General features: G+C 57.3%; 17 protein-coding genes. 7 read left to right on the top strand and 10 right to left on the bottom strand.

The genetic code is table 11. The features are described 5' to 3' along the window. Positions 1-43: 43 nt before the first annotated feature. The 6 genes from carA to folA all read left to right on the top strand — a co-directional run bounded on the left by carA (position 44) and on the right by folA (position 7894). Positions 44-1192: a glutamine-hydrolyzing carbamoyl-phosphate synthase small subunit gene (gene carA, locus L370_RS11750; protein ID WP_023334469.1), complete on the top strand. Its 1149-nt coding sequence runs from the start codon at positions 44-46 to the stop codon at positions 1190-1192. Between the two features lie 18 nt (positions 1193-1210). Further along, entirely contained in the window at positions 1211-4435 is a 3225-nt protein-coding gene (gene carB, locus L370_RS11745; RefSeq protein ID WP_023334470.1) for a carbamoyl-phosphate synthase large subunit, read from the top strand. A gap of 139 nt (positions 4436-4574) precedes the next feature. Continuing rightward, positions 4575-4808 carry a YgdI/YgdR family lipoprotein gene (locus L370_RS11740; protein WP_023310357.1) on the top strand — a complete coding sequence of 78 codons (234 nt, stop codon included), beginning with the start codon at positions 4575-4577 and terminating at the stop codon, positions 4806-4808. A 103-nt stretch (positions 4809-4911) separates the two neighbouring features. Next, on the top strand, positions 4912-5442 hold the full coding sequence (gene kefF, locus L370_RS11735) for a glutathione-regulated potassium-efflux system oxidoreductase KefF (protein WP_023334471.1): 531 nt from the start codon (positions 4912-4914) through the stop codon (positions 5440-5442). After that, positions 5435-7300, top strand: a complete 1866-nt coding sequence (gene kefC / locus L370_RS11730; protein ID WP_023334472.1) for a glutathione-regulated potassium-efflux system protein KefC — start codon at positions 5435-5437, stop codon at positions 7298-7300. The genes kefF and kefC overlap by 8 nt, the downstream gene beginning before the upstream one ends. 114 nt (positions 7301-7414) lie before the next feature. Next, entirely contained in the window at positions 7415-7894 is a 480-nt protein-coding gene (gene folA / locus L370_RS11725; protein ID WP_008502023.1) for a type 3 dihydrofolate reductase, read from the top strand. A 39-nt stretch (positions 7895-7933) separates the two neighbouring features. On the opposite strand, the gene apaH is transcribed toward folA, so the two are convergent. The 6 genes from apaH to lptD are packed head-to-tail and all read right to left on the bottom strand — an operon-like array spanning position 7934 to position 14663. Continuing rightward, complete coding sequence (gene apaH / locus L370_RS11720) at positions 7934-8782, bottom strand: bis(5'-nucleosyl)-tetraphosphatase (symmetrical) ApaH (protein WP_023334473.1); 849 nt, start codon at positions 8780-8782, stop codon at positions 7934-7936. Between the two features lie 4 nt (positions 8783-8786). Next, on the bottom strand, positions 8787-9164 hold the full coding sequence (apaG, locus tag L370_RS11715) for a Co2+/Mg2+ efflux protein ApaG (RefSeq protein ID WP_023310361.1): 378 nt from the start codon (positions 9162-9164) through the stop codon (positions 8787-8789). A 3-nt stretch (positions 9165-9167) separates the two neighbouring features. Beyond that, positions 9168-9989, bottom strand: coding sequence for a 16S rRNA (adenine(1518)-N(6)/adenine(1519)-N(6))-dimethyltransferase RsmA (gene rsmA / locus L370_RS11710; RefSeq protein WP_023334474.1), 822 nt, complete (start codon positions 9987-9989; stop codon positions 9168-9170). Next, positions 9986-10972: a 4-hydroxythreonine-4-phosphate dehydrogenase PdxA gene (gene pdxA / locus L370_RS11705; RefSeq protein WP_023334475.1), complete on the bottom strand. Its 987-nt coding sequence runs from the start codon at positions 10970-10972 to the stop codon at positions 9986-9988. Before pdxA ends, rsmA begins: the two co-directional genes overlap by 4 nt. After that, entirely contained in the window at positions 10972-12258 is a 1287-nt protein-coding gene (surA, locus tag L370_RS11700; protein ID WP_023334476.1) for a peptidylprolyl isomerase SurA, read from the bottom strand. The genes pdxA and surA overlap by 1 nt, the downstream gene beginning before the upstream one ends. Before the next feature lie 53 nt (positions 12259-12311). Further along, a complete protein-coding gene (lptD, locus tag L370_RS11695; protein WP_023334477.1) occupies positions 12312-14663 on the bottom strand; it encodes an LPS assembly protein LptD in 2352 nt (783 codons plus the stop codon). Between the two features lie 239 nt (positions 14664-14902). On the opposite strand from lptD, the gene djlA reads away from it, so the two are divergent. Continuing rightward, positions 14903-15718 carry a co-chaperone DjlA gene (djlA, locus tag L370_RS11690; protein WP_023310366.1) on the top strand — a complete coding sequence of 272 codons (816 nt, stop codon included), beginning with the start codon at positions 14903-14905 and terminating at the stop codon, positions 15716-15718. A gap of 30 nt (positions 15719-15748) precedes the next feature. Here the strand turns inward: djlA and rluA are convergent, their stop codons facing one another. From rluA to araD, 4 genes are all read right to left on the bottom strand, one after another. Then, positions 15749-16408: a bifunctional tRNA pseudouridine(32) synthase/23S rRNA pseudouridine(746) synthase RluA gene (rluA, locus tag L370_RS11685; RefSeq protein WP_008502014.1), complete on the bottom strand. Its 660-nt coding sequence runs from the start codon at positions 16406-16408 to the stop codon at positions 15749-15751. A gap of 12 nt (positions 16409-16420) precedes the next feature. Next, entirely contained in the window at positions 16421-19327 is a 2907-nt protein-coding gene (rapA, locus tag L370_RS11680; RefSeq protein ID WP_023334478.1) for an RNA polymerase-associated protein RapA, read from the bottom strand. Between the two features lie 128 nt (positions 19328-19455). Further along, a complete protein-coding gene (gene polB / locus L370_RS11675; RefSeq protein ID WP_023334479.1) occupies positions 19456-21813 on the bottom strand; it encodes a DNA polymerase II in 2358 nt (785 codons plus the stop codon). Between the two features lie 156 nt (positions 21814-21969). Continuing rightward, positions 21970-22665 carry an L-ribulose-5-phosphate 4-epimerase gene (gene araD / locus L370_RS11670; RefSeq protein ID WP_023334480.1) on the bottom strand — a complete coding sequence of 232 codons (696 nt, stop codon included), beginning with the start codon at positions 22663-22665 and terminating at the stop codon, positions 21970-21972. Positions 22666-22720 lie beyond the last annotated feature (55 nt).

Consider the following 22720-nt stretch of genomic DNA (forward strand, 5'->3'; position numbering starts at 1 on the left):
TTAATATGCAAATAAAGTGAGTGAATATTCTCTGGAGGGTGTTTTGATTAAGTCAGCGCTATTGGTTCTGGAAGACGGAACCCAGTTTATCGGTCGGGCCATAGGGGCAACGGGTTCGGCGGTTGGGGAAGTCGTTTTCAATACTTCAATGACCGGTTATCAAGAAATCCTCACTGATCCTTCCTATTCTCGCCAAATCGTTACTCTTACTTATCCTCATATCGGCAATGTCGGCACCAATGCGGCTGACGAAGAATCTTCTCAGGTACATGCGCAAGGCCTGGTCATCCGCGACCTGCCGCTGATTGCCAGCAACTTCCGCAATACCGAAGACCTCTCTTCTTACCTGAAGCGCCATAACATCGTGGCGATTGCCGATATCGATACCCGTAAGTTAACGCGTCTGCTGCGCGAGAAGGGTGCACAAAACGGCTGCATCATCGCGGGTGATAACCTCGATGCGGCCCTGGCGCTGGAAAAAGCGAAAGCCTTCCCGGGCCTGAACGGCATGGACCTGGCGAAAGAAGTAACTACCGCTGAAGCCTACAGCTGGACGCAGGGTAGCTGGACGCTGGAAGGCGACCTGCCGGAAGCGAAAAAAGAGAGCGAGCTGCCGTTCCACGTGGTGGCCTACGATTTCGGCGCCAAGCGCAACATCCTGCGCATGCTGGTTGACCGCGGATGCCGCCTGACGGTGGTTCCGGCACAAACGTCTGCCGAAGACGTGCTGAAGATGAATCCGGACGGTATTTTCCTGTCCAACGGCCCTGGCGACCCGGCGCCGTGCGATTACGCCATCGCCGCCATCAAGTCCTTCCTGGAAACCGACATCCCGGTATTCGGCATCTGCCTTGGCCATCAGCTGCTGGCGCTGGCGAGCGGTGCGAACACCGTTAAGATGAAGTTCGGCCACCACGGTGGTAACCACCCGGTGAAAGACATTGATAACAACACGGTGATGATCACCGCGCAGAACCACGGGTTTGCCGTCGATGAAGCCTCGATGCCGGCTAACCTGCGCGTGACCCACAAGTCGCTGTTCGATGGCACCCTGCAGGGTATCCGCCGTACCGATAAGCCAGCATTCAGCTTCCAGGGTCACCCGGAAGCCAGCCCGGGCCCACACGACGCCGCGCCGCTGTTCGATCACTTCATCGAACTTATCGAGCAATACCGTAAGACCGCTAAATAATCAGGAGCCGAGAAGACAATGCCAAAACGTACAGACATAAAAAGCATCCTGATCCTTGGCGCTGGCCCGATCGTCATCGGCCAGGCCTGCGAATTCGACTACTCCGGCGCGCAGGCGTGTAAAGCCCTGCGTGAAGAGGGTTACCGCGTTATCCTGGTGAACTCTAACCCGGCAACCATCATGACCGACCCGGAAATGGCCGATGCAACCTACATCGAGCCGATTCACTGGGAAGTGGTGCGTAAAATCATTGAGAAAGAGCGCCCGGACGCGGTGCTGCCAACCATGGGCGGCCAGACGGCGCTGAACTGTGCGCTGGAGCTGGAGCGTCAGGGCGTGCTGGCCGAATTCGGCGTGACCATGATTGGTGCGACCGCCGACGCGATTGATAAAGCAGAAGACCGTCGCCGCTTCGACGTGGCGATGAAGAAAATCGGCCTCGACACCGCGCGTTCTGGTATCGCACACAATATGGAAGAAGCGCTGGCCGTCGCGGCTGACGTGGGCTATCCGTGCATTATCCGTCCATCGTTCACCATGGGCGGTACCGGCGGCGGTATCGCCTACAACCGCGAAGAGTTCGAAGAGATTTGCGAACGCGGTCTGGATCTCTCCCCAACCAAAGAGCTGCTGATTGATGAATCGCTGATTGGCTGGAAAGAGTACGAGATGGAAGTGGTGCGTGATAAAAACGACAACTGCATCATCGTCTGCTCTATCGAAAACTTCGATGCGATGGGTATCCACACCGGTGACTCCATCACCGTTGCGCCAGCCCAGACCCTAACCGACAAAGAGTATCAAATCATGCGTAACGCCTCGATGGCGGTACTGCGTGAAATCGGCGTGGAAACCGGCGGTTCTAACGTGCAGTTCTCCGTGAACCCGAAAACTGGCCGTCTGATTGTTATCGAAATGAACCCGCGCGTGTCCCGTTCCTCCGCGCTGGCCTCTAAAGCCACCGGCTTCCCGATTGCAAAAGTGGCGGCGAAGCTGGCGGTGGGTTACACCCTCGACGAGCTGATGAACGACATCACCGGTGGCCGCACGCCAGCGTCCTTCGAACCGTCCATCGACTACGTTGTGACTAAAATTCCACGCTTCAACTTCGAGAAATTCGCCGGCGCCAACGACCGTCTGACTACCCAGATGAAATCTGTTGGTGAAGTCATGGCGATTGGCCGCACGCAGCAGGAATCCCTGCAAAAAGCGCTGCGCGGCCTGGAAGTGGGCGCGACCGGCTTTGACCCGAAAGTCAGCCTGGACGACCCGGAAGCACTGACCAAAATCCGCCGCGAGCTGAAAGACGCGGGCGCAGAGCGTATCTGGTACATCGCCGATGCCTTCCGCGCGGGCCTGTCCGTCGACGGCGTGTTCAACCTGACCAACATTGACCGCTGGTTCCTGGTGCAGATTGAAGAGCTGGTGCGTCTGGAAGAGCAGGTAGCTGAGCTGGGCATCAACGGCCTGGACGCTGACTTCCTGCGCGTGCTGAAGCGTAAAGGCTTCGCCGATGCGCGTCTGGCTAAGCTGGCGGGCGTGCGTGAAGCGGAAATCCGCAAGCTGCGCGACCAGTACGACCTGCACCCGGTCTACAAGCGCGTGGACACCTGTGCGGCTGAATTCTCGACCGACACCGCATACATGTACTCCACCTATGAAGACGAGTGCGAAGCGAACCCGTCCGTCGACCGCGACAAAATTATGGTGCTGGGCGGCGGTCCAAACCGTATCGGCCAGGGCATCGAGTTCGACTACTGCTGCGTACACGCCTCCCTGGCGCTGCGCGAAGACGGTTACGAGACCATCATGGTCAACTGTAACCCGGAAACCGTCTCTACCGACTACGACACCTCTGACCGCCTCTACTTCGAGCCGGTTACCCTGGAAGACGTGCTGGAAATCGTGCGCATCGAGAAGCCAAAAGGCGTTATCGTGCAGTACGGCGGCCAGACCCCGCTGAAGCTGGCGCGCGCGCTGGAAGCCGCAGGCGTGCCGGTTATCGGCACCAGCCCGGACGCGATTGACCGTGCGGAAGACCGCGAGCGTTTCCAGCAGGCGGTTGACCGTCTGAAGCTGAAGCAGCCGGCGAACGCCACCGTCACCGCCATCGAAATGGCCGTTGAGAAGGCGAAAGAGATTGGTTACCCGCTGGTGGTACGTCCTTCGTACGTGCTGGGCGGCCGCGCGATGGAAATCGTGTATGACGAAGCCGACCTGCGCCGCTACTTCCAGACGGCGGTGAGCGTGTCGAACGATGCGCCAGTGCTGCTCGACCGCTTCCTCGACGATGCGGTAGAAGTGGACGTTGATGCCATCTGCGACGGCGAAATGGTGCTGATTGGCGGCATCATGGAGCACATCGAGCAGGCGGGCGTGCACTCCGGTGACTCGGCCTGTTCTCTGCCAGCGTACACCCTGAGCCAGGAGATTCAGGACGTGATGCGCCAGCAGGTGCAGAAGCTGGCCTTTGAGCTGCAGGTTCGCGGTCTGATGAACGTCCAGTTCGCGGTGAAAGATAACGAAGTCTACCTGATAGAAGTGAACCCGCGTGCGGCACGTACCGTACCGTTCGTCTCCAAAGCCACCGGCGTACCGCTGGCGAAAGTGGCGGCGCGCGTGATGGCGGGCCAGACGCTGGCGCAGCAGGGCGTGACCAAAGAGATCATTCCACCGTACTACTCGGTGAAAGAAGTGGTGCTGCCGTTCAACAAATTCCCGGGCGTTGACCCGCTGTTAGGGCCAGAAATGCGCTCGACCGGGGAAGTGATGGGCGTGGGCCGCACCTTCGCAGAAGCGTTCGCGAAGGCGCAGCTGGGCAGTAGCTCTACCATGAGAAAATCAGGCCGTGCGCTGCTCTCGGTTCGTGAAGGCGACAAAGAGCGCGTGGTTGACCTGGCCGCCAAGCTGCTGAAACAGGGCTTCGAGCTGGATGCAACCCACGGTACGGCGATTGTGCTGGGCGAAGCCGGCATCAACCCGCGTCTGGTGAACAAGGTGCATGAAGGTCGTCCGCACATTCAGGACCGTATCAAGAATGGCGAATACACCTACATCATCAACACCACCGCAGGCCGCCAGGCGATTGAAGACTCCAAGCTGATTCGCCGCAGCGCGCTGCAGTACAAAGTGCACTACGACACCACCCTGAACGGCGGGTTCGCGACGGCCATGGCACTGAACGCGGATGCCACCGAGAAGGTGATTTCGGTGCAGGAAATGCACGCGCAGATTAGCAAGTAAGTCAAAATGCCCGGTGCCGTTCGGCTGCCGGGCATTTTCCCCATCTTCAGAACCTTCTGGTTTTTCATCCGCTTTCAGTCAGTTAGCCTAAAATGGTTAGGTCGATAACGAAATTCAACTGAGAGCAGGGGAAAACACCATGCAAAATAAATTACTGATCGCTTCCGTTCTGGCTGCCACGACAATGTTTACCGTTGCGGGCTGTTCGTCTAATCAGGCCGTAAAAACCACCGATGGCAAAACCATTGTCACCGACGGCAAACCGCAGGTGGATGACGATACCGGTCTGGTGTCGTACAAGAACGCCGAAACCGGTCAAACCGAACAGATCAACCGTGACCAGGTGAAATCCATGGGCGAGCTGGATAACTAATTCAGAATTCTGACGTAAGCCCGTCAATAATATTCACTATTAGCCTGTTGAATTACTGACTACACTCTTTTGTTAAAAGAAAGCAGTAACAACAGGCTAATCAATGATTCTGATAATTTATGCCCATCCTTATCCGCAGCACTCGCATGCGAATAAGCGGATGCTTGAGCAGGTAAGGACGCTTGATAACGTAGAGATACGTTCCCTCTATCAACTTTATCCCGATTTTAATATTGATATCGCCGCCGAACAGGAGGCGCTTTCCCGTGCCGATCTGATTATCTGGCAGCATCCCATGCAGTGGTACAGCACGCCCCCGCTCCTGAAGCTGTGGATTGATAAAGTCTTCTCCCACGGCTGGGCGTATGGCCACAACGGCGATGCGCTAAGAGGGAAAAGCCTGATGTGGGCGGTCACCACCGGCGGAGGGGAAAGCCACTTTGATATCGGTTCCTTCCCGGGTTTTGACGTCCTGGCGCAACCGCTGCAGGCGACCGCGCTGTATTGCGGTCTGAACTGGCTCCCGCCTTTTGCGATGCACTGCACGTTTGTTTGCGACGATGAAACGCTGCAGGCGCAGGCTCGCCATTATAAACAACGCTTACTTGAGTGGCAGGAGGCGCACCATGGATAGCCATACGCTGATTCAGGCGCTGATTTACCTCGGCGCGGCGGCGCTGATTGTGCCCGTGGCGGTACGCCTGGGGCTGGGCTCTGTTCTCGGCTACCTGATTGCGGGCTGCGTCATTGGGCCGTGGGGCTTTCGACTGGTCACGGATGCAGAGGCGATTCTGCATTTCGCTGAAATCGGCGTGGTGCTGATGCTGTTTGTGATTGGCCTGGAGCTCGATCCCCAGCGGCTGTGGAAGCTCCGCGCCTCGGTATTTGGCGGTGGGGCGCTGCAGATGGTGGCCTGCGGCCTGCTGCTGGGCGGGTTCTGCATCCTGTTGGGTATGGACTGGAAAGTGGCAGAACTCATCGGCATGACGCTGGCGCTCTCCTCAACGGCCATTGCCATGCAGGCGATGAACGAGCGTAACCTGACGGTATCCCAGATGGGACGCAGCGCGTTCTCGGTGCTGCTGTTCCAGGACATTGCCGCTATCCCGCTGGTGGCGATGATCCCGCTGCTGGCGGCCAGCGGTTCCTCTACCACGCTGGGCGCTTTCGCGCTGTCGGCGCTGAAGGTGGCGGGCGCGCTGGCGCTGGTGGTGCTGCTTGGCCGCTACGTGACCCGCCCGCTGCTGCGGTTTGTTGCCCGCTCTGGCCTGCGCGAAGTGTTCAGCGCCGTGGCGCTGTTTCTGGTGTTTGGCTTCGGTCTGCTGCTGGAGGAAGCCGGGCTGTCGATGGCGATGGGGGCGTTCCTCGCAGGCGTTCTGCTGGCGAGCTCTGAATACCGTCACGCGCTGGAAAGCGATATTGAGCCGTTTAAAGGGCTGCTGCTGGGGCTGTTTTTCATCGGCGTCGGGATGTCCGTCGACTTCGGCACGCTGGTGACGCACCCGCTGCGGATCGTCATCCTGCTCGTTGGATTCCTGGTCATTAAAATGGTGATGCTGTGGCTGATTGCTCGTCCACTGAACGTGCCGGGCAGGCAGCGCCGCTGGTTTGCCGTGCTGCTGGGGCAGGGGAGTGAATTTGCGTTCGTGGTCTTTGGCGCCGCGCAGATGGCAAACGTACTCGATCCCGAGTGGGCGAAAGCGCTGACGCTGGCGGTCGCACTGTCGATGGCGGCGACGCCTGTGTTGCTGGTGGTGCTGACGCGCCTGGAAAAATCTGACAGCGAGCAGGAGCGCGAAGCCGATGAGATTGACGAGGAGCAGCCGCGCGTCATCATCGCCGGGTTTGGCCGCTACGGGCAGATCGTCGGTCGTTTACTGCTCTCCAGCGGGGTGAAAATGGTCATCCTCGATCACGATCCCGACCATGTTGATACCCTGCGTAAATTCGATATGAAGGTGTTTTACGGGGATGCGACCCGCGTCGATCTGCTGGAATCCGCCGGGGCGGCAAAAGCCGAGGTATTGATTAACGCCATTGACGATCCGGAAACCAGCATGCAGATGGTGGAGCTGGTAAAAGAACATTTCCCGGCGCTGACCATTATCTCCCGCGCGCGCGATGTGGATCACTACATCAGGCTGCGACAGGCGGGCGTAGACGCGCCGGAGCGTGAAACGTTCGAAGGTGCGCTGAAGTCTGGCCGTATGGCGCTGGAAAATCTGGGGCTCGGCGCGTATGAAGCGCGCGAACGCGCGGACCTGTTCCGCCGCTTTAATACCGAGATGGTGGAAGAGATGGCGGTGATGGCCGGCAGTACGGCCACCGAGCGTGCGGCGGTGTTCAAACGCACCAGCGCGATGCTGACGGAAATCATTAACGAGGACCGTAATCACCTGTCGTTGATCCAGCGTCATGGCTGGCAGGGCACGGAAGAGGGCAAGCATACCGGCGATCCGGCTGACGAGCCCGAGAGTAAACCTTCCGCGTGAAGTGGAGTTGCCAGCAATAATAAAAAATTTCTTTATCTTTACCCTGCCGCCAGTCGACGAAAGATTAAGCTTTCCGTATAGTGGCGGCAATTTTTTGCATCCGGGAAATTTTCAATGATCAGTCTGATTGCAGCGCTGGCGGTGGACCGCGTTATCGGTATGGAAAATGCCATGCCGTGGAACCTGCCTGCCGATCTCGCATGGTTTAAACGTACTACGTTAAACAAGCCGGTAGTGATGGGCCGCCTGACCTGGGAGTCGATTGGTCGTCCATTGCCGGGCCGTAAGAATATCGTTATCAGTAGCCAGCCAGGCACTGACGATCGCGTCGAATGGGTTAAATCAGTAGACGAGGCGATTGCTGCTTGCGGCAATGCCGAAGAGATCATGGTGATTGGCGGTGGGCGCGTGTACGAGCAGTTCCTGCCAAAAGCGCAGAAGCTCTATCTGACCCACATTGATGCAGAAGTGGAAGGGGATACCCATTTCCCGGACTACGATCCGGACGAGTGGGAATCGGTATTCAGCGAATTCCACGACGCGGATGCACAGAACTCCCACAGCTACTGCTTCGAGATTCTGGAACGTCGTTAAGTGATTTTCCCTCTCCCGGCCGGGAGAGGGAATAACGTATCAGGAGGCGACGGCCTCACTTTCTCCTAAGTCCAGCTGTCGGTTGGACGGCTGCACAAAGTAAGCTTTATCTTCCCAGCGTAAGCAGGTTAACTCGCCTCCCCAGCAGCATCCGGTATCCAGACCGTAAATCCCTTCCGGTGTTCCTTTTCCTTCCAGCGCAGCCCAGTGACCAAACACCACGCTGTACTCGCTTGTCACCGGCCCCGGAATGGCAAACCACGGTTTGAGCGGAGCGGGCGCGCTTTCCGGCGTCTCTTTGGAATACATATCCAGCTGTCCGTTCGGGAAGCAGAAACGCATGCGGGTGAACGCGTTGGTGATAAAGCGCAGACGGGCCAGACCGCTGAGTTCCTCGCTCCAGTGGTTCGGCATATCGCCGTACATGGCATCAAGGAAGAAAGGATACGAGTCGCTCGCCAGCACCGCTTCAACGTCACGCGCGCAGGTTTTTGCCGTCTCAAGATCCCATTGCGGGGTGATCCCGGCATGCGCCATGACCAGCTTTTTCTCTTCGTCGATCTGCAGCAGGGGCTGACGGCGCAGCCAGTTAATCAGATCGTCCGCGTCCGGCGCTTCCAGCAGTGGGGTGAGGCGATCTTTAGGTTTGTTGCGGCTGATCCCGGCGAAAACCGCCAGCAGATGCAGATCGTGATTGCCCAGCACCATGCGCACGCTGTCGCCCAGCGATTTGACGAAACGTAATACTTCAAGGGAGCCGGGGCCACGCGCGACTAAATCGCCCGTCAGCCAGAGCGTGTCCTGTCCTGGCGTAAAGTCGACCTGTTTTAATAATGCGATCAGTTCATCGTAGCAACCGTGAACGTCGCCAATCAGATATGTAGACATTAGATTAATGAATGAGTGTGGTTACGGCGAGACGGAACACAGGAATGGCAACGCGGAAATCATTGCCATCGACGTCGACCATTTCATAATGGCCTTGCATGGTACCCATCGGCGTTTCAATCACCGCGCCGCTGGTGTACTGGTACTCTTCGCCAGGGGCGATATGGGGCTGCTCACCGACCACACCTTCACCCTGAACTTCGATTTCGCGGCCATTGCCGTTAGTGATAAGCCAGTAGCGCCCGCGCAGCTGCACGGGCATCCGCCCCAGATTACGAATGGTCACGGTGTAAGCGAAAACAAAACGTTCTTCGTCCGGGGAGGACTGTGATTCAACATAGACGCTTTGTACATGGACACATACGCGGGGCGAATCAATCATGGCTTAACTCTCCTTCGGCGGCGCATTATCGCTGATGTAATTAGCCAGCTTGCAGTACTGCTCTACGGAAATGTTCTCCGCACGCATTGCCGGGTCGATCCCCAGCTCGGCTAACACCTCAACGGTAAACGAATTGCTCAGGCTGTTACGGATCGTTTTACGGCGCTGGTTAAAGGCTTCAGTGGTAATGCGGCTCAGTACGCGCAGATCTTTAACCGGATACGGTTTCGTCTTGTGCGGCACAAGGCGCACAACCGCTGAATCCACTTTCGGTGGCGGTGTGAACGCTGACGGCGGTACTTCGAGTACCGGGATCACGTTGCAGTAATACTGTGCCATCACGCTTAAACGACCATACGCTTTACTGTTCGGGCCTGCAACCAGACGGTTAACAACCTCTTTTTGCAACATGAAGTGCATGTCGGCAATGGCATCAGTATAGCTAAAGAGGTGGAACATGAGCGGCGTGGAGATGTTGTACGGCAGGTTGCCGAAGACGCGCAGCGGCTGGCCCATTTTTTCCGACAGTTCGCCAAAGTTCATGGTCATGGCGTCCTGCTGATAGATGGTCAGCTTCGGCCCGAGGAACGGGTGCGTTTGCAGGCGTGCGGCCAGATCGCGGTCCAGTTCGATGACGGTCAGCGCGTCGAGGCGTTCGCCTACCGGCTCGGTCAGCGCGGCAAGGCCCGGGCCGATTTCGACCATCGCCTGACCTTTTTGCGGATTAATAGCCGAGACAATGCTTTCGATCACGAACTGATCGTTAAGGAAGTTTTGCCCGAAACGTTTACGGGCTAAGTGGCCCTGGTGGACTCGATTAGTCATTGAGTATTAACAATCATTTTGATGGCGAGATTAAGCGCCGTAATAAAACTGCCGACATCCGCTTTCCCCTGGCCTGCCAGATCCAGCGCAGTACCGTGGTCAACGGACGTTCGAATAAAGGGTAAACCGAGGGTGATATTCACTCCGCGGCCAAAGCCCTGGTATTTTAGCACGGGCAGGCCCTGATCGTGGTACATCGCGAGCACGGCGTCGGCATTATCCAGGTATTTCGGCTGGAAAAGGGTATCCGCAGGCAGCGGCCCGCTGAGGTTCATCCCCTTCGCCCGCATTTCGTCGAGCACCGGAATAATGGTGTCGATCTCTTCGGTCCCCATGTGCCCGCCTTCTCCGGCGTGCGGATTCAGGCCGCAGACCAGCACGTGTGGCTGCGGGATCCCAAATTTTGTCTGCAGATCGTGATGCAAAATCCCGATGATCTCGCGCAGGAGTTCAGGGGTGATCGCGTCAGGAATGGCTTTGATCGGCAGATGGGTTGTCACCAGCGCAACGCGCATCTCCTCCGTCGCCAGCATCATCACCACTTTCGGGCTGTGCGAGCGCTCTTCGAAGAACTCCGTATGCCCGGTAAACGGTATACCCGCTTCGTTGATGACGCCTTTATGAACGGGGCCGGTAATCAGGGCGGCAAATTCGCCCTTCAGGCAACCGTCGCAGGCGCGCGCAAGGGTTTCAACGACATAGTGGCCGTTTTCTGTGCTGAGCTGGCCCGGAATGACCGGCGTACGTAGGGGAACGGAAAGAAGGGTGAGCGTACCGGCTTGCTGCGGCGCTGGCTGTTGGCCTTCAACGTAAGGAATGAGCGTTAAAGGCAGACCGAGCAGCGTTGCCCGGTCTTGTAACAGTGTTGCATCGGCGCAGACAACCAGTTCTACCGGCCAGCTGCGCTGGGCGAGCTGGACAACGAGGTCAGGCCCAATCCCGGCGGGTTCGCCTGGCGTGATAACAACACGATGCTGTTTCATTAGTTGCTCAGAACTTTCACGTAAGCACTGGCGCGTTGTTCCTGCATCCAGGTTGCTGCTTCTTCTGAGAACTTACGGTTAAACAGCATACGGTAGGCTCTGTCTTTCTGTGCCGCATCCGTCTTATCAACGTTACGGGTATCCATCAGCTCGATCAGATGCCAGCCAAACGAAGAGTGGACCGGCGTGCTGATCTGGCCTTTGTTCAGCTTCATCAGCGCATCGCGGAAGGCAGGATCGTAAATATCCGCAGCCGCCCAGCCCAGATCGCCGCCCTGGTTAGCAGAGCCTGGATCCTGAGAGAACTCTTTTGCTGCCTTCGCAAACGAGGTTTTACCGCTCTTAATGTCTGCTGCGATCTGCTCCAGCTTCATCCGCGCCTGATCGTCAGTCATGATCGGTGACGGCTTCAGAAGAATGTGGCGAGCGTGAACTTCGGTGACGGAGATATTTTGGCTCTGGCCGCGGAGATCGTTCACCTTCAGAATGTGGAAGCCCACGCCTGAACGGATAGGACCGACAATATCCCCTTTCTTCGCCGTGCTCAGCGCCTGGGCAAAGATGGATGGCAGCTCCTGAATACGTCCCCAGCCCATCTGGCCACCTTTCAGCGCCTGTTGGTCAGCGGAGTAAGTGATTGCCAGTTTGCCAAAGTCGCCGCCGTTACGCGCCTGTTCAACAATAGAACGCGCCTGGCTTTCTGCTTCCGCAGCCTGATCGGACGTTGGGTTCTCTGGCAGTGGGATCAGAATGTGGCTCAGGTTCAGCTCTGTGCTCGCATCGTTCTGGCTACCCACCTGTTTTGCCAGCGCGTCCACTTCCTGAGGCAGGATGGTGACGCGGCGACGCACTTCGTTGTTACGCACTTCCGAAATCAGCATCTCTTTACGGATCTGGTTACGGTAGGTGGCGTAGCTAATGCCGTCATAGGCCAGACGGCTGCGCATCTGATCTAAAGTCATATTGTTCTGCTTCGCGATGTTAGCGATCGCCTGATCGAGCTGCTCGTCAGTGACCTTCACACCCATTTTCTGCCCCATCTGCAGAACGATCTGATCCATGATCAGACGCTCCAGGATCTGGTGGCGCAGCGTGGCGTCATCCGGAAGCTGTTGACCGGCTTCGCCCGAATTGAGCTTCACCGATTTCATCAGACCGTCAACGTCACTTTCAAGCACGACGCCGTTGTTAACCACAGCAGCGACTTTATCAACAACCTGGGGGGCCGCGAAGCTGGTATTCGCAACCATAGCGACACCGAGCAGCAGCGTTTTCCAGTTCTTCATACTTTTTCCATTTCAATTAACCGCAAAGCGGATTACGTTGCAAATCAAGCACATTACAAGGCGCTACGGTACGGCAGAATATTCGAGCGCAGCATTTTCTGCGTACCCAGACCGTAGTTGGAACTCAGGCCGCGTAACTCGAAGTTAAAGCCAATCACGTTATCGTATTTGCTCTGATTGTTTTGAGTATCCCAGCCGTTAAGTTTGCGTTCGTAGCCGACACGCAGCGCGTAACAGCAGGAGTTATATTGCAGACCCACCATCTGGTCAGCAGATTTATTGGCGTTAGTGTCAAAGTAGTAAGCGCCTACGATTGACCAGCGGTCGGCGATTGGCCAACTTGCTGCACCACCCACCTGCGAAATACCGTCTTTATAGCGTTCTGAGCCAGCATAAGATGGCAATGTTGCCTGAATATATTCAGGGCTGGCGTAACGATACGTCAGCTGCACCATACGGTCTTCATCACGGCGGTACTCAATAGCAGCGCTACTTGTCGCAATATTATCGAGTCGAGTGTCATATTGCACACCACCGCGCAGACCCCAACGGTCAGTCATACGCCAGTAAGTATCTCCTGCCCAAACCAGCGATCCCGTTTTGTTATCTTTCTCCCAGTTAATGTTGTCATCACCGGTGCGTGACTCGGTGAAATAGTAGATTTGACCAACAGAAACGTTAAAACGTTCAACGGCGGCATCATCATATACACGGGTTGTGACGCCGGTCGTCAACTGGTTTGCTGAGGCGATGCGGTCAAGACCACCGTAGGTACGGTCACGGAACAGGCCGCTGTAGTCAGACTGGAGTAAAGAGGAGTCGTAGTTCTGAATCTTGCTTTGATCGCGGTACGGCACGTACAGATACTGCATACGCGGTTCGAGCGTCTGGGTATAACCATCCGCCAACAGGGCCATATCACGCTCGAAGATGAGCTTGCCGTCCATTTTGAACTGCGGGAGCGTGCGGTTGACCGACTCTGCCAGATGCGTATCGTTTGTTGCGTTGTAGTTATCAACATTTTTTTGCTGATAGTGTGTCGCCATCAGCTTGGCTTCGGTATTCAGGCTTGCCCAGTCGTTAGACCATGGCAGATTGACCGTCGGCTCAAGGTGAACTCGCGTGGCTTCAGGCATGTCCGAATCCGTGTTAACGAAATGCACCGCCTGAGCGTAGACGTGAGTGTCGAATGGACCCACATCATTCTGATACCAGTTAACGTCCAGCTGTGGCTCTGCGCCATACGTAGGCGTGGACTGGTCAGAAAATACCTGGAATTGCTTGGTCGAGACGGTCGCGTCAAAGTTCTGTATCGCATAGCCAACGCTGAATTTCTGCGTGGCATAGCCATCGGTACTCGAGCCGTATTTGGACGAGAAGTCGTTAAAATAAGACGAATCGCTGACTTTGGTGTAGTCAACATTAAAGCGCCACACCTGATCCATCACCCCGGCGTGCTGCCAGTAGAATAACCAGCGGTGCTTATCACCTTCGGTCGGATGCTCGTCCTGGAAGACTTTATCTGACGGCAGATAATCCAGCTCCATCAGACCCGCACCGGCGTGGGTCAGATAGCGGAATTCGTTCTCCCACATGATGTTGCCGCGCTTGTGGATATAGTGCGGCGTAATCGTCGCATCCATGTTTGGCGCGATGTTCCAGTAATACGGCAGGTAGAACTCAAAGTAGTTCGACGTGCTGTATTTGGCATTCGGGATCAGGAAACCGGAGCGACGTTTGTCACCCACGGGAAGCTGCAGATAAGGGCTGTAGAATATCGGCACCGGACCCAGCTTGAAGCGGGCGTTCCAGATCTCTGCGACCTGTTCTTCGCGGTCATGGATAACCTCGCTCCCGACCACGCTCCAGGTATTTGAACCCGGCAGACATGACGTGAACGTACCGTTTTCCAGGATCGTATAGCGGTTTTCACCGCGCTGTTTCATCAGGTCTGCGTCACCGCGCCCCTGGCGACCCACCATCTGGTAATCACCTTTCCAGACGTTAGTATCTTTGGTATTCAGGTTTGACCAGGCTTTCGGACCTTTCAGGATGACCTGATTGTCGTCATAGTGCACATTACCCAGCGCATCCACCGTTCGTACCGGCTCGGCCGCACCTTCCGGCTGCTTCTGGTGCAATTGCACTTCGTCTGCCTGCAGGCGGCTATTGCCCTGGTTAATATCAACATTGCCCGTAAACGTGGCATTGTCAGGGTAAGTCCCTTTCGAACTGTCGGCAGTAATGGTTACCGGCAAGCTATTTGTATCGCCACTCACCAGTGGGCGATTATAACTTGGGACGCCAAGCATACACTGCGAGGCGAGATCGGCCGCCAGCCCCTGTTGACTGTACAGGGCGGAGCCAATCATGGTGGCCAGGAGGGTGGGGATACGTTTTTTCATACGTTGTATTTTATTGTTCCGTCATCAGTGGCTACGGCTTACAAACGCTCAGAGACTATCTTACTCATCTGCGCAGTACCAGCGTTAATCCTGCCCGTTTGCGTGCCAGAGTGTTAGGCTCGCTATCGAATGACGAGTATGATAAAGCAAATTATAGGCGATGTCCTTCAATTGACCGTGACTTGAACACAGTGATGATGACGTTGCGTCGGCCAGGAATATGACTATCCGGGGAGTATATGCAGTATTGGGGTAAAATAATCGGCGTTGCGTTCGCCATCATCATGGGTGCCGGGTTCTGGGGGATTGTGCTTGGGCTTATTATCGGCCATATGTTTGATAAGGCGCGCAGCCGCAAAATGGCCTGGTTTGCCAATCAGCGCGAGCGTCAGTCACTCTTTTTCTCCACCACCTTTGAGGTGATGGGGCACTTAACCAAATCCAAAGGGCGTGTCACAGAAGCCGATATTCAGATTGCCAGCGTCTTTATGGATCGCATGAACCTGCACGGTGATTCCCGTCTGGCAGCACAAAATGCGTTTCGCATCGGTAAATCGGATAATTATCCGCTTCGCGAAAAAATGCGTCAGTTCCGCAGCATCTGCTTTGGACGTTTTGATTTAATTCGGATGTTTCTGGAAATTCAAATCCAGGCGGCCTTCGCCGACGGGTCACTTCACCCTAATGAACGTGACGTGCTGTACGTCATTGCTGAAGAGCTGGGCATCTCCCGCATGCAGTTCGATCAGTTCCTGCGCATGATGCAGGGCGGGGCGCAGTTTGGCGGCGGCTATCACCAGCAGTCGTCCGGCGGCGCCTGGCAGCAGGCGCAGCGTGGTCCGACGCTGGAAGATGCCTGCAACGTGCTTGGCGTAAAGCCCTCTGACGATCAGACCACGATTAAACGTGCCTATCGTAAGCTCATGAGCGAGCATCATCCGGACAAGCTGGTCGCGAAAGGCCTGCCGCCGGAAATGATGGAGATGGCGAAGCAAAAAGCGCAGGAAATCCAGAAGGCGTACGAGCTCATTAAAGAGAAGAAAGGTTTCAAATAAGAAAAAGCCCGACGGTGTCGGGCTTTTTTTTTAGAAGTCCACCGGGGCTTTAAACGTCATCGCGTTACCGAAGGCCGGATGGGTGATGGTGAGCGTCTGGGCGTGCAGCTGCAGACGCGGCGCTAAGGCCAGCGCTTCAGGCGGCGCGTAGAAGCGGTCGCCCAGAATCGGATGACCCAGGGCGAGCATATGCACGCGCAGCTGGTGTGAACGTCCGGTAATCGGCTTAAGCAGGACGCGCGCGGTATTATCCGGGGCGTACTCCAGCACTTCATACTCGGTCTGCGCGGCCTTGCCGGTTTCGTAGCACACCTTCTGCTTTGGCCGGTTCGGCCAGTCGCAGATCAGCGGTAAATCCACCAGCCCTTCCGCCTGCGCGGGGTGACCCCAGACGCGGGCGACATACTGCTTTTTCGGCTCGCGCTCGCGGAACTGGCGCTTCAGCTCACGTTCCGCCGCCTTATTTAGCGCCACCACAATCACACCGCTGGTGGCCATATCCAGGCGATGGACAGACTCCGCCTGCGGATAATCGCGCTGGATGCGCGTCATCACGCTGTCTTTGTGCTCGTCCAGACGCCCCGGCACGGACAACAGCCCGCTGGGCTTGTTGACCACCATAATGTGTTCATCCTGATACAGAATAACCAGCCAGGGATCCTGCGGCGGATTGTACGGCTCCATCACCATCTTGCGCTCCGGTTACTGATGCGTCACAACGATAAGACGCAGGGCATCCAGACGCCAGCTCGCCTGATTCAGGCTTTCCAGCACCTGCTGACGGTTACTTTCAATCGCCGCCAGCTCGTCGTCACGGATGTTCGGGTTGACGGCTTTTAACGCTTCCAGACGGGACAGCTCCGCGGACAGTTTCTCGTCGGCTTCGCTGCGCGCGGCGTCAATCAGCGCTCTGGCCGCTTTTTCAATCTGGGTTTCGCCCTGTTGCAGAATAGCATGCACGTCCTGCTGAACCGCGTTAACCAGCTTGCTGCCGGTATGGCGGTTCACCGCGCTCAGCTGTCGGTTGAAGCTTTCGAACTCGACCTGTCCGGCCAGGTTCGTGCCGTTTTTGTCCAGCAGCAGGCGGACGGGCGTTGGCGGCAGGAAGCGGGTGAGCTGGAGCTGTTTCGGCGCCTGCGCTTCCACAACGTAGATCAGCTCCACCAGCAGGGTACCCACCGGCAGCGCCTTGTTTTTCAACAGGGAGATGGTGCTGCTGCCGGTATCGCCGGACAGGATCAGATCCAGACCGTTGCGGATCAGCGGGTGCTCCCAGGTGATAAACTGGGCGTCTTCGCGGGACAGCGCCACATCACGTTCGAAGGTGATGGTACAGCCATCTTCCGGCAGGCCCGGGAAATCCGGAACCAGCATGTGATCGGACGGGGTCAGGACTATCAGGTTCTCGCCGCGGTCGTCCTGGTTGATGCCGACGATGTCGAACAGGTTCATGGAGAAGCTGATCAGACTGGTGTCATCATCTTGTTCTTCAATGCTTTCGGCAAGCGCCTGCGCTTTTTCACCGCCGTTGGAGTGGATCTCCAGCAGGCGGTCGCGACCCTGCTCCAGCTGCGCTTTCAGAGCGTCGTGCTTCTCACGGCAGGACTTGATCAGATCGTCAAACCCTTCCGCGTTTTCCGGCGCGGCCAGGTAGCCGATCAGATCGCCATGTACCTGATCGTAAATGGTGCGACCCGTCGGGCAGGTATGTTCAAACGCGTCCAGACCTTCGTGGAACCAGCGTACCAGTACGGACTGCGCGGTTTTTTCCAGATACGGCACGTGGATCTGAATATCATGCGCCTGACCGATACGATCCAGACGGCCGATACGCTGCTCCAGCAGATCCGGGTTAAACGGCAGATCGAACATCACCAGGTTGCTGGCGAACTGGAAGTTACGGCCTTCAGAGCCGATTTCCGAGCACAGCAGAACCTGTGCGCCGCTGTCTTCTTCCCCGAACCACGCCGCGGCGCGGTCGCGCTCGACGATGGACATACCCTCGTGGAACACGGCGGCACGAATACCTTCGCGCTCGCGCAGGACCTGCTCCAGCTGCAGCGCGGTGGCCGCTTTGGCGCAGATCACCAGCACTTTCTGGGAGCGGTGCGCGGTCAGATAGCCCATCAGCCACTCCACGCGCGGATCGAAGTTCCACCAGGTGCCGGTGTCGCCTTCAAACTCCTGATAAATCTGTTCCGGGTAGAGCATGTCACGCGCGCGCTCTTCCTGGGTTTTGCGCGCGCCCATAATGCCGGAGACTTTAATCGCCGTCTGATACTGCGTCGGCAGCGGCAGCTTGATGGTGTGCAGCTCGCGTTTCGGGAAGCCTTTGACGCCGTTACGGGTGTTTCGGAACAGCACGCGGCTGGTGCCGTGGCGGTCCATCAGCATGTCGATCAGCTCTTTACGCGCGGGTTCCGCGTTGTCGCTCTCGCTGTTCGCGGCCTGCAAAAGTGGCTCGATGTCCTGCTCGCCAATCAGATCGCTCAGGGTGTTGAGTTCGTCATTGGAAAGACGCTTGCCCGCCAGCAGCATAGCGACGGCATCCGCGACCGGGCGGTAGTTATTCTGTTCTTCCACGAACTGCGCGAAGTCGTGGAAACGGTTTGGATCGAGCAGGCGCAGACGGGCGAAGTGGCTTTCCAGACCCAGCTGTTCCGGCGTTGCGGTCAGCAGCAGAACGCCAGGCACGCGCTCGGCAAGCTGCTCGATAGCCATGTATTCGCGGCTCGGCGCGTCTTCGCTCCAGACCAGATGGTGCGCTTCGTCAACGACCATAATGTCCCACTCGGCATCGCAGAGGTGCTCAAGGCGCTGCTTGCTGCGGCGCACGAAGTCCAGGGAGCAAATGACCAGCTGTTCGGTTTCAAACGGGTTGTCGGTATCGTGCTGCGCTTCGGCATAGCGTTCGTCATCGAACAAAGAGAAACGCAGGTTAAAGCGGCGCAGCATCTCAACCAGCCACTGGTGCTGCAGGGTTTCTGGCACCACAATCAGCACGCGTTCGGCAGCGCCGGAAAGCAGCTGTTGATGCAGGATCATGCCCGCTTCGATGGTTTTCCCCAGGCCCACTTCATCTGCCAGCAGCACGCGCGGCGCGTGACGACGGCCCACGTCATGAGCAATATTCAGCTGGTGGGGGATGAGGCTGGTGCGCTGGCCGCGCAGGCCGCTCCAGGGCATGCGGTACTGTTCACTCTGGAACTTACGCGCGCGATAGCGCAGGGAGAAGCGATCCATACGGTCGATTTGCCCGGCAAACAGGCGATCCTGCGGCTTGCTGAACACCAGTTTGCTGTCGAGCAGCACTTCACGCAGGATGACATTGGCCTCGTCGGTGTCCAGGCGAGTCCCAATGTAGGCGAGCAGTCCATTCTCTTCTTTTACGTCTTCAATCTTGAGCTGCCAGCCGTCATGGCTGGTCACGGTGTCACCCGGATTAAACATCACGCGGGTTACAGGGGAGTCATTGCGAGCGTACAGACGGTTTTCACCGGTGGCTGGGAAAAGGAGGGTAACCATACGCGTATCGATTGCTACGACGGTTCCTAATCCAAGTTCGCTTTCTGTATCGCTGATCCAGCGTTGACCAAGTGTAAAAGGCATAGTTGTTCGGCTCTAATCTTTAATTGCAGGCAATAGTTCGACCCCCGTCAAAAAAGACGGTCATCGAAAAATGGGTCCGGGAATGGAAAGGGCGCTATGGTACTGGATGGCAGCCATTTCGTCACGCGTCAAAATAGGCCAAGTTGCCCTGTCACTAGTGTAGCAAAGTCGTCGTCGATGAAGGGCAAAATTCCGTCGGCAACCGGCTGAAGCTGACGGGTCAGATAGTGTTCGTAATCCAGAGGAGAATGCTGATAATCCACGGGTTCCGGGCCGCTAATTGTCCAGACGTACTTGATGGTTCCCCGGTTTTGATACTGCGGCGCGCGGCCGCGGCGGACGTTTTCTTCATCCGCCAGACGCGCGGCGCGTACGTGCGGAGGAACGTTACGCTGGTACTCGGCCAGCGGGCGGCGCAGACGCTTGCGGTACACCAGCTGCGCGTCAAGTTCGCCCGCCATCAGGCTGGCTATCGTCTCGCGCACGTAGTCCTGATACGGCTCATTGCGGAACACCCGCAGATAGAGCGTCTGCTGGAACTGCTGCGCCAGCGGCGTCCAGTCGGTGCGCACCGTTTCCAGGCCTTTAAACACCATCCGCTGCGCGTCGCCTTCCTGAATCAGCCCGGCGTAGCGCTTCTTGCTACCCTGATCGGTGCCGCGAATGGTGGGCATTAAAAAGCGGGCGAAATGGGTTTCAAATTCCAGTTCCAGCGCGCTGGTTAACCGCTCTTTCTGCAAATGTTCCTGCCACCAGTCGTTCACGAAGGCGACCAGCGCTTTGCCGATTTGCGCGGCGTCGTCTTCTGAATGCGCACCCTTAAGCCACACAAAGGTGGAGTCCGTGTCGCCGTAGATGACGTCATAGCCCCGGGACTCAATCAGCGCTTTGGTCTGGCGCATGATCTCGTGTCCGCGCATGGTGATCGAGGAGGCCAGACGCGGGTCGAAGAAGCGGCAGGCGCTGGTGCCCAGCACGCCGTAAAAGGCGTTCATGATGATTTTCAGCGCCTGAGAAAGGGGCTTGTTGCCGTGGCGCTTGGCCTCATCGCGACCGTGCCAGATGTTTCCCACGATTTCAGGCAGGCAGTGTTTTTCCCGCGAGAAGCGTGCGCCGAGGAAGCCTTCAGTGCTGTGCTCATCATCCGGCTGGGCCATGCCCTCAACCAGCCCGACGGGATCGATCAGGAAGGTGCGGATGATCGACGGGTAGAGGCTTTTGTAATCCAGGACCAGAACGGAGTCGTACAATCCTGGTCGGGAGTCCATGACATATCCACCGGGGCTTGCCTGCGGCGGTACGTCCCCGAGGTTGGGGGCGACGTATCCTGCGCGGTGCATCCGCGGAAAATAGAGGTGGCTAAAGGCCGCCACGGAGCCGCCATGCCTGTCGACAGCCAGTCCGTTCACCGTCGCGCGCTCCAGCAGGAACGGCATAATCTCGGTTTTGTGGAAAATCTGTGTGACCAGCTCGCAGTCTTTCAGGTTATAGGTGGCGAGCGCGGGCTTATCTTCGTTAAAGCGCCGGTCGATCTCGTCCATTCTGTCCCAGGGGTTGTCGATGGATTTGCCTTCGCCAAGCAGCTCCTGCGCCACCGCTTCAAGGGAGAATGAAGAGAAGTTCCAGAAGGCGGACTTGAGCGCCTCGATGCCGTCAATAATCAGGCGGCCGTTAGCCTGCGCGAAGTAAACGCCGTTCTTAAAACCGTGCTCGCGCCATTCCAGCTCGCTGTTTCCGCGCCCCAGCATCAGCGGGATGCGGTAGCGCTCGGCGTGTTTTTGCAGGACGCGCAGGTCGAACTGCACCACGTTCCAGCCGATTAGAACATCGGGATCGTAGTCGGCAAACCACTGGTTAAGCTTCTCCAGCAGCTGCGGGCGGCTGCTGACGTACTCAAGCCGGAAATCCAGCGCGGACGCATCGCCATTCGGCGGCCCGAGCATATAGACAACCCGATCGCCGCAGCCTTCCAGGCCAATGCAGTACAGCTCGCCGTGACGGGTGGTTTCGATATCCAGGGAGACCCACTTCAGCGGCGGGCGATAGTGCGGATTCGGCTTCAGGCGCGCGTTAACGAGGCTGCCGCTATGCGCGGTGCCGTCGACCCAGACCGGGGCGGTAATAAACCGCTCCATCAGAAAGCGTTCCGGTGGGCGGATATCGGCTTCGTAGAGCGTCACGTCCGCCTCGCGGAGCAGTTTTTCATAGCGCATCAGCTGACGATGGGCGCGACAGTAAAGCCCATAAACCGGCTGGCGGTGGAAATCTTTCAGTTCAAGCGGGGTGATGCGCCAGCCGTTTTCGCCGCGCAGCAGCTGCTTCACCTTCTCGACGTGGGCTTCAGGAATAAAGGCCACGGATTCCTGGGGGGGCAGCGTAACGTGCAGCGGACCGTTGTCGGTTGCCAGCCAGAACGCGACCTCGGTGCCCTGAGGAGTATCCCGCCAGTGTCGGGTCAGTAAAAAGCCTTCTTGCGCCTGCGCCACGCCGTTATCCCATAAAACAAAACCAGGCCTGATTATAGCCTGGTTAAGGGGTGTTTGCTGGGGTTTTATACAGTGCTGGTTTTGCCGGATGGCGCTGCGCTTATCCGGCCTACAGGTTCCGTAGGCCCGGTAAGCGCAGCGCCACCGGGCGATGAGCTACTGCCCGTAATAGGCCTTCGCACCGTGCTTGCGCAGGTAATGCTTATCCAGCAGGGTTTGCTGCATATCCGGCAGCTGCGGCGACAGCTGGCGACAGAAGATCCCCATATAGGCGACCTCTTCGAGCACGATGGCGTTATGCACCGCGTCTTCTGCGTTTTTCCCCCAGGCAAACGGGCCGTGGGAATGCACCAGTACGCCGGGCATTTGCGCCGCGTCGATCCCCTGCTTTTCGAAGGTTTCAACAATCACGTTGCCGGTTTCCCACTCGTACTCACCGTTAATCTCCGCATCGGTCATCAGACGCGTGCAGGGAATGGTGCCGTAAAAGTAGTCCGCGTGGGTGGTGCCGGTCGCCGGGATGGACTGGCCCGCCTGCGCCCAGATGGTCGCATGGCGCGAATGGGTATGCACGATGCCGCCAATGGTTGGGAATGACCGGTACAGCAGGCGGTGAGTCGGCGTATCGGAGGACGGTTTTTTCTTACCTTCGACCACTTCCCCAGTCTCGAGGCTGACCACCACCATATCGTCTGCGGTCATTACCGCGTAATCCACGCCTGAAGGCTTGATCACGAACACGCCTTTTTCCCGGTCAACGGCGCTGACGTTGCCCCAGGTCAGGGTCACCAGATTATGTTTCGGCAGCGCCAGGTTGGCTTCGAGCACCTGACGTTTGAGATCGTCTAACATTGTTATCTCCTGCCGGATGGCGCTTCGCTTATCCGGCCTACGGAACCGTAGGCCC

The sequence above is a fragment of the Enterobacter sp. MGH 24 genome (genome assembly GCF_000493015.1).
Taxonomy (GTDB): Bacteria; Pseudomonadota; Gammaproteobacteria; order Enterobacterales; family Enterobacteriaceae; genus Enterobacter.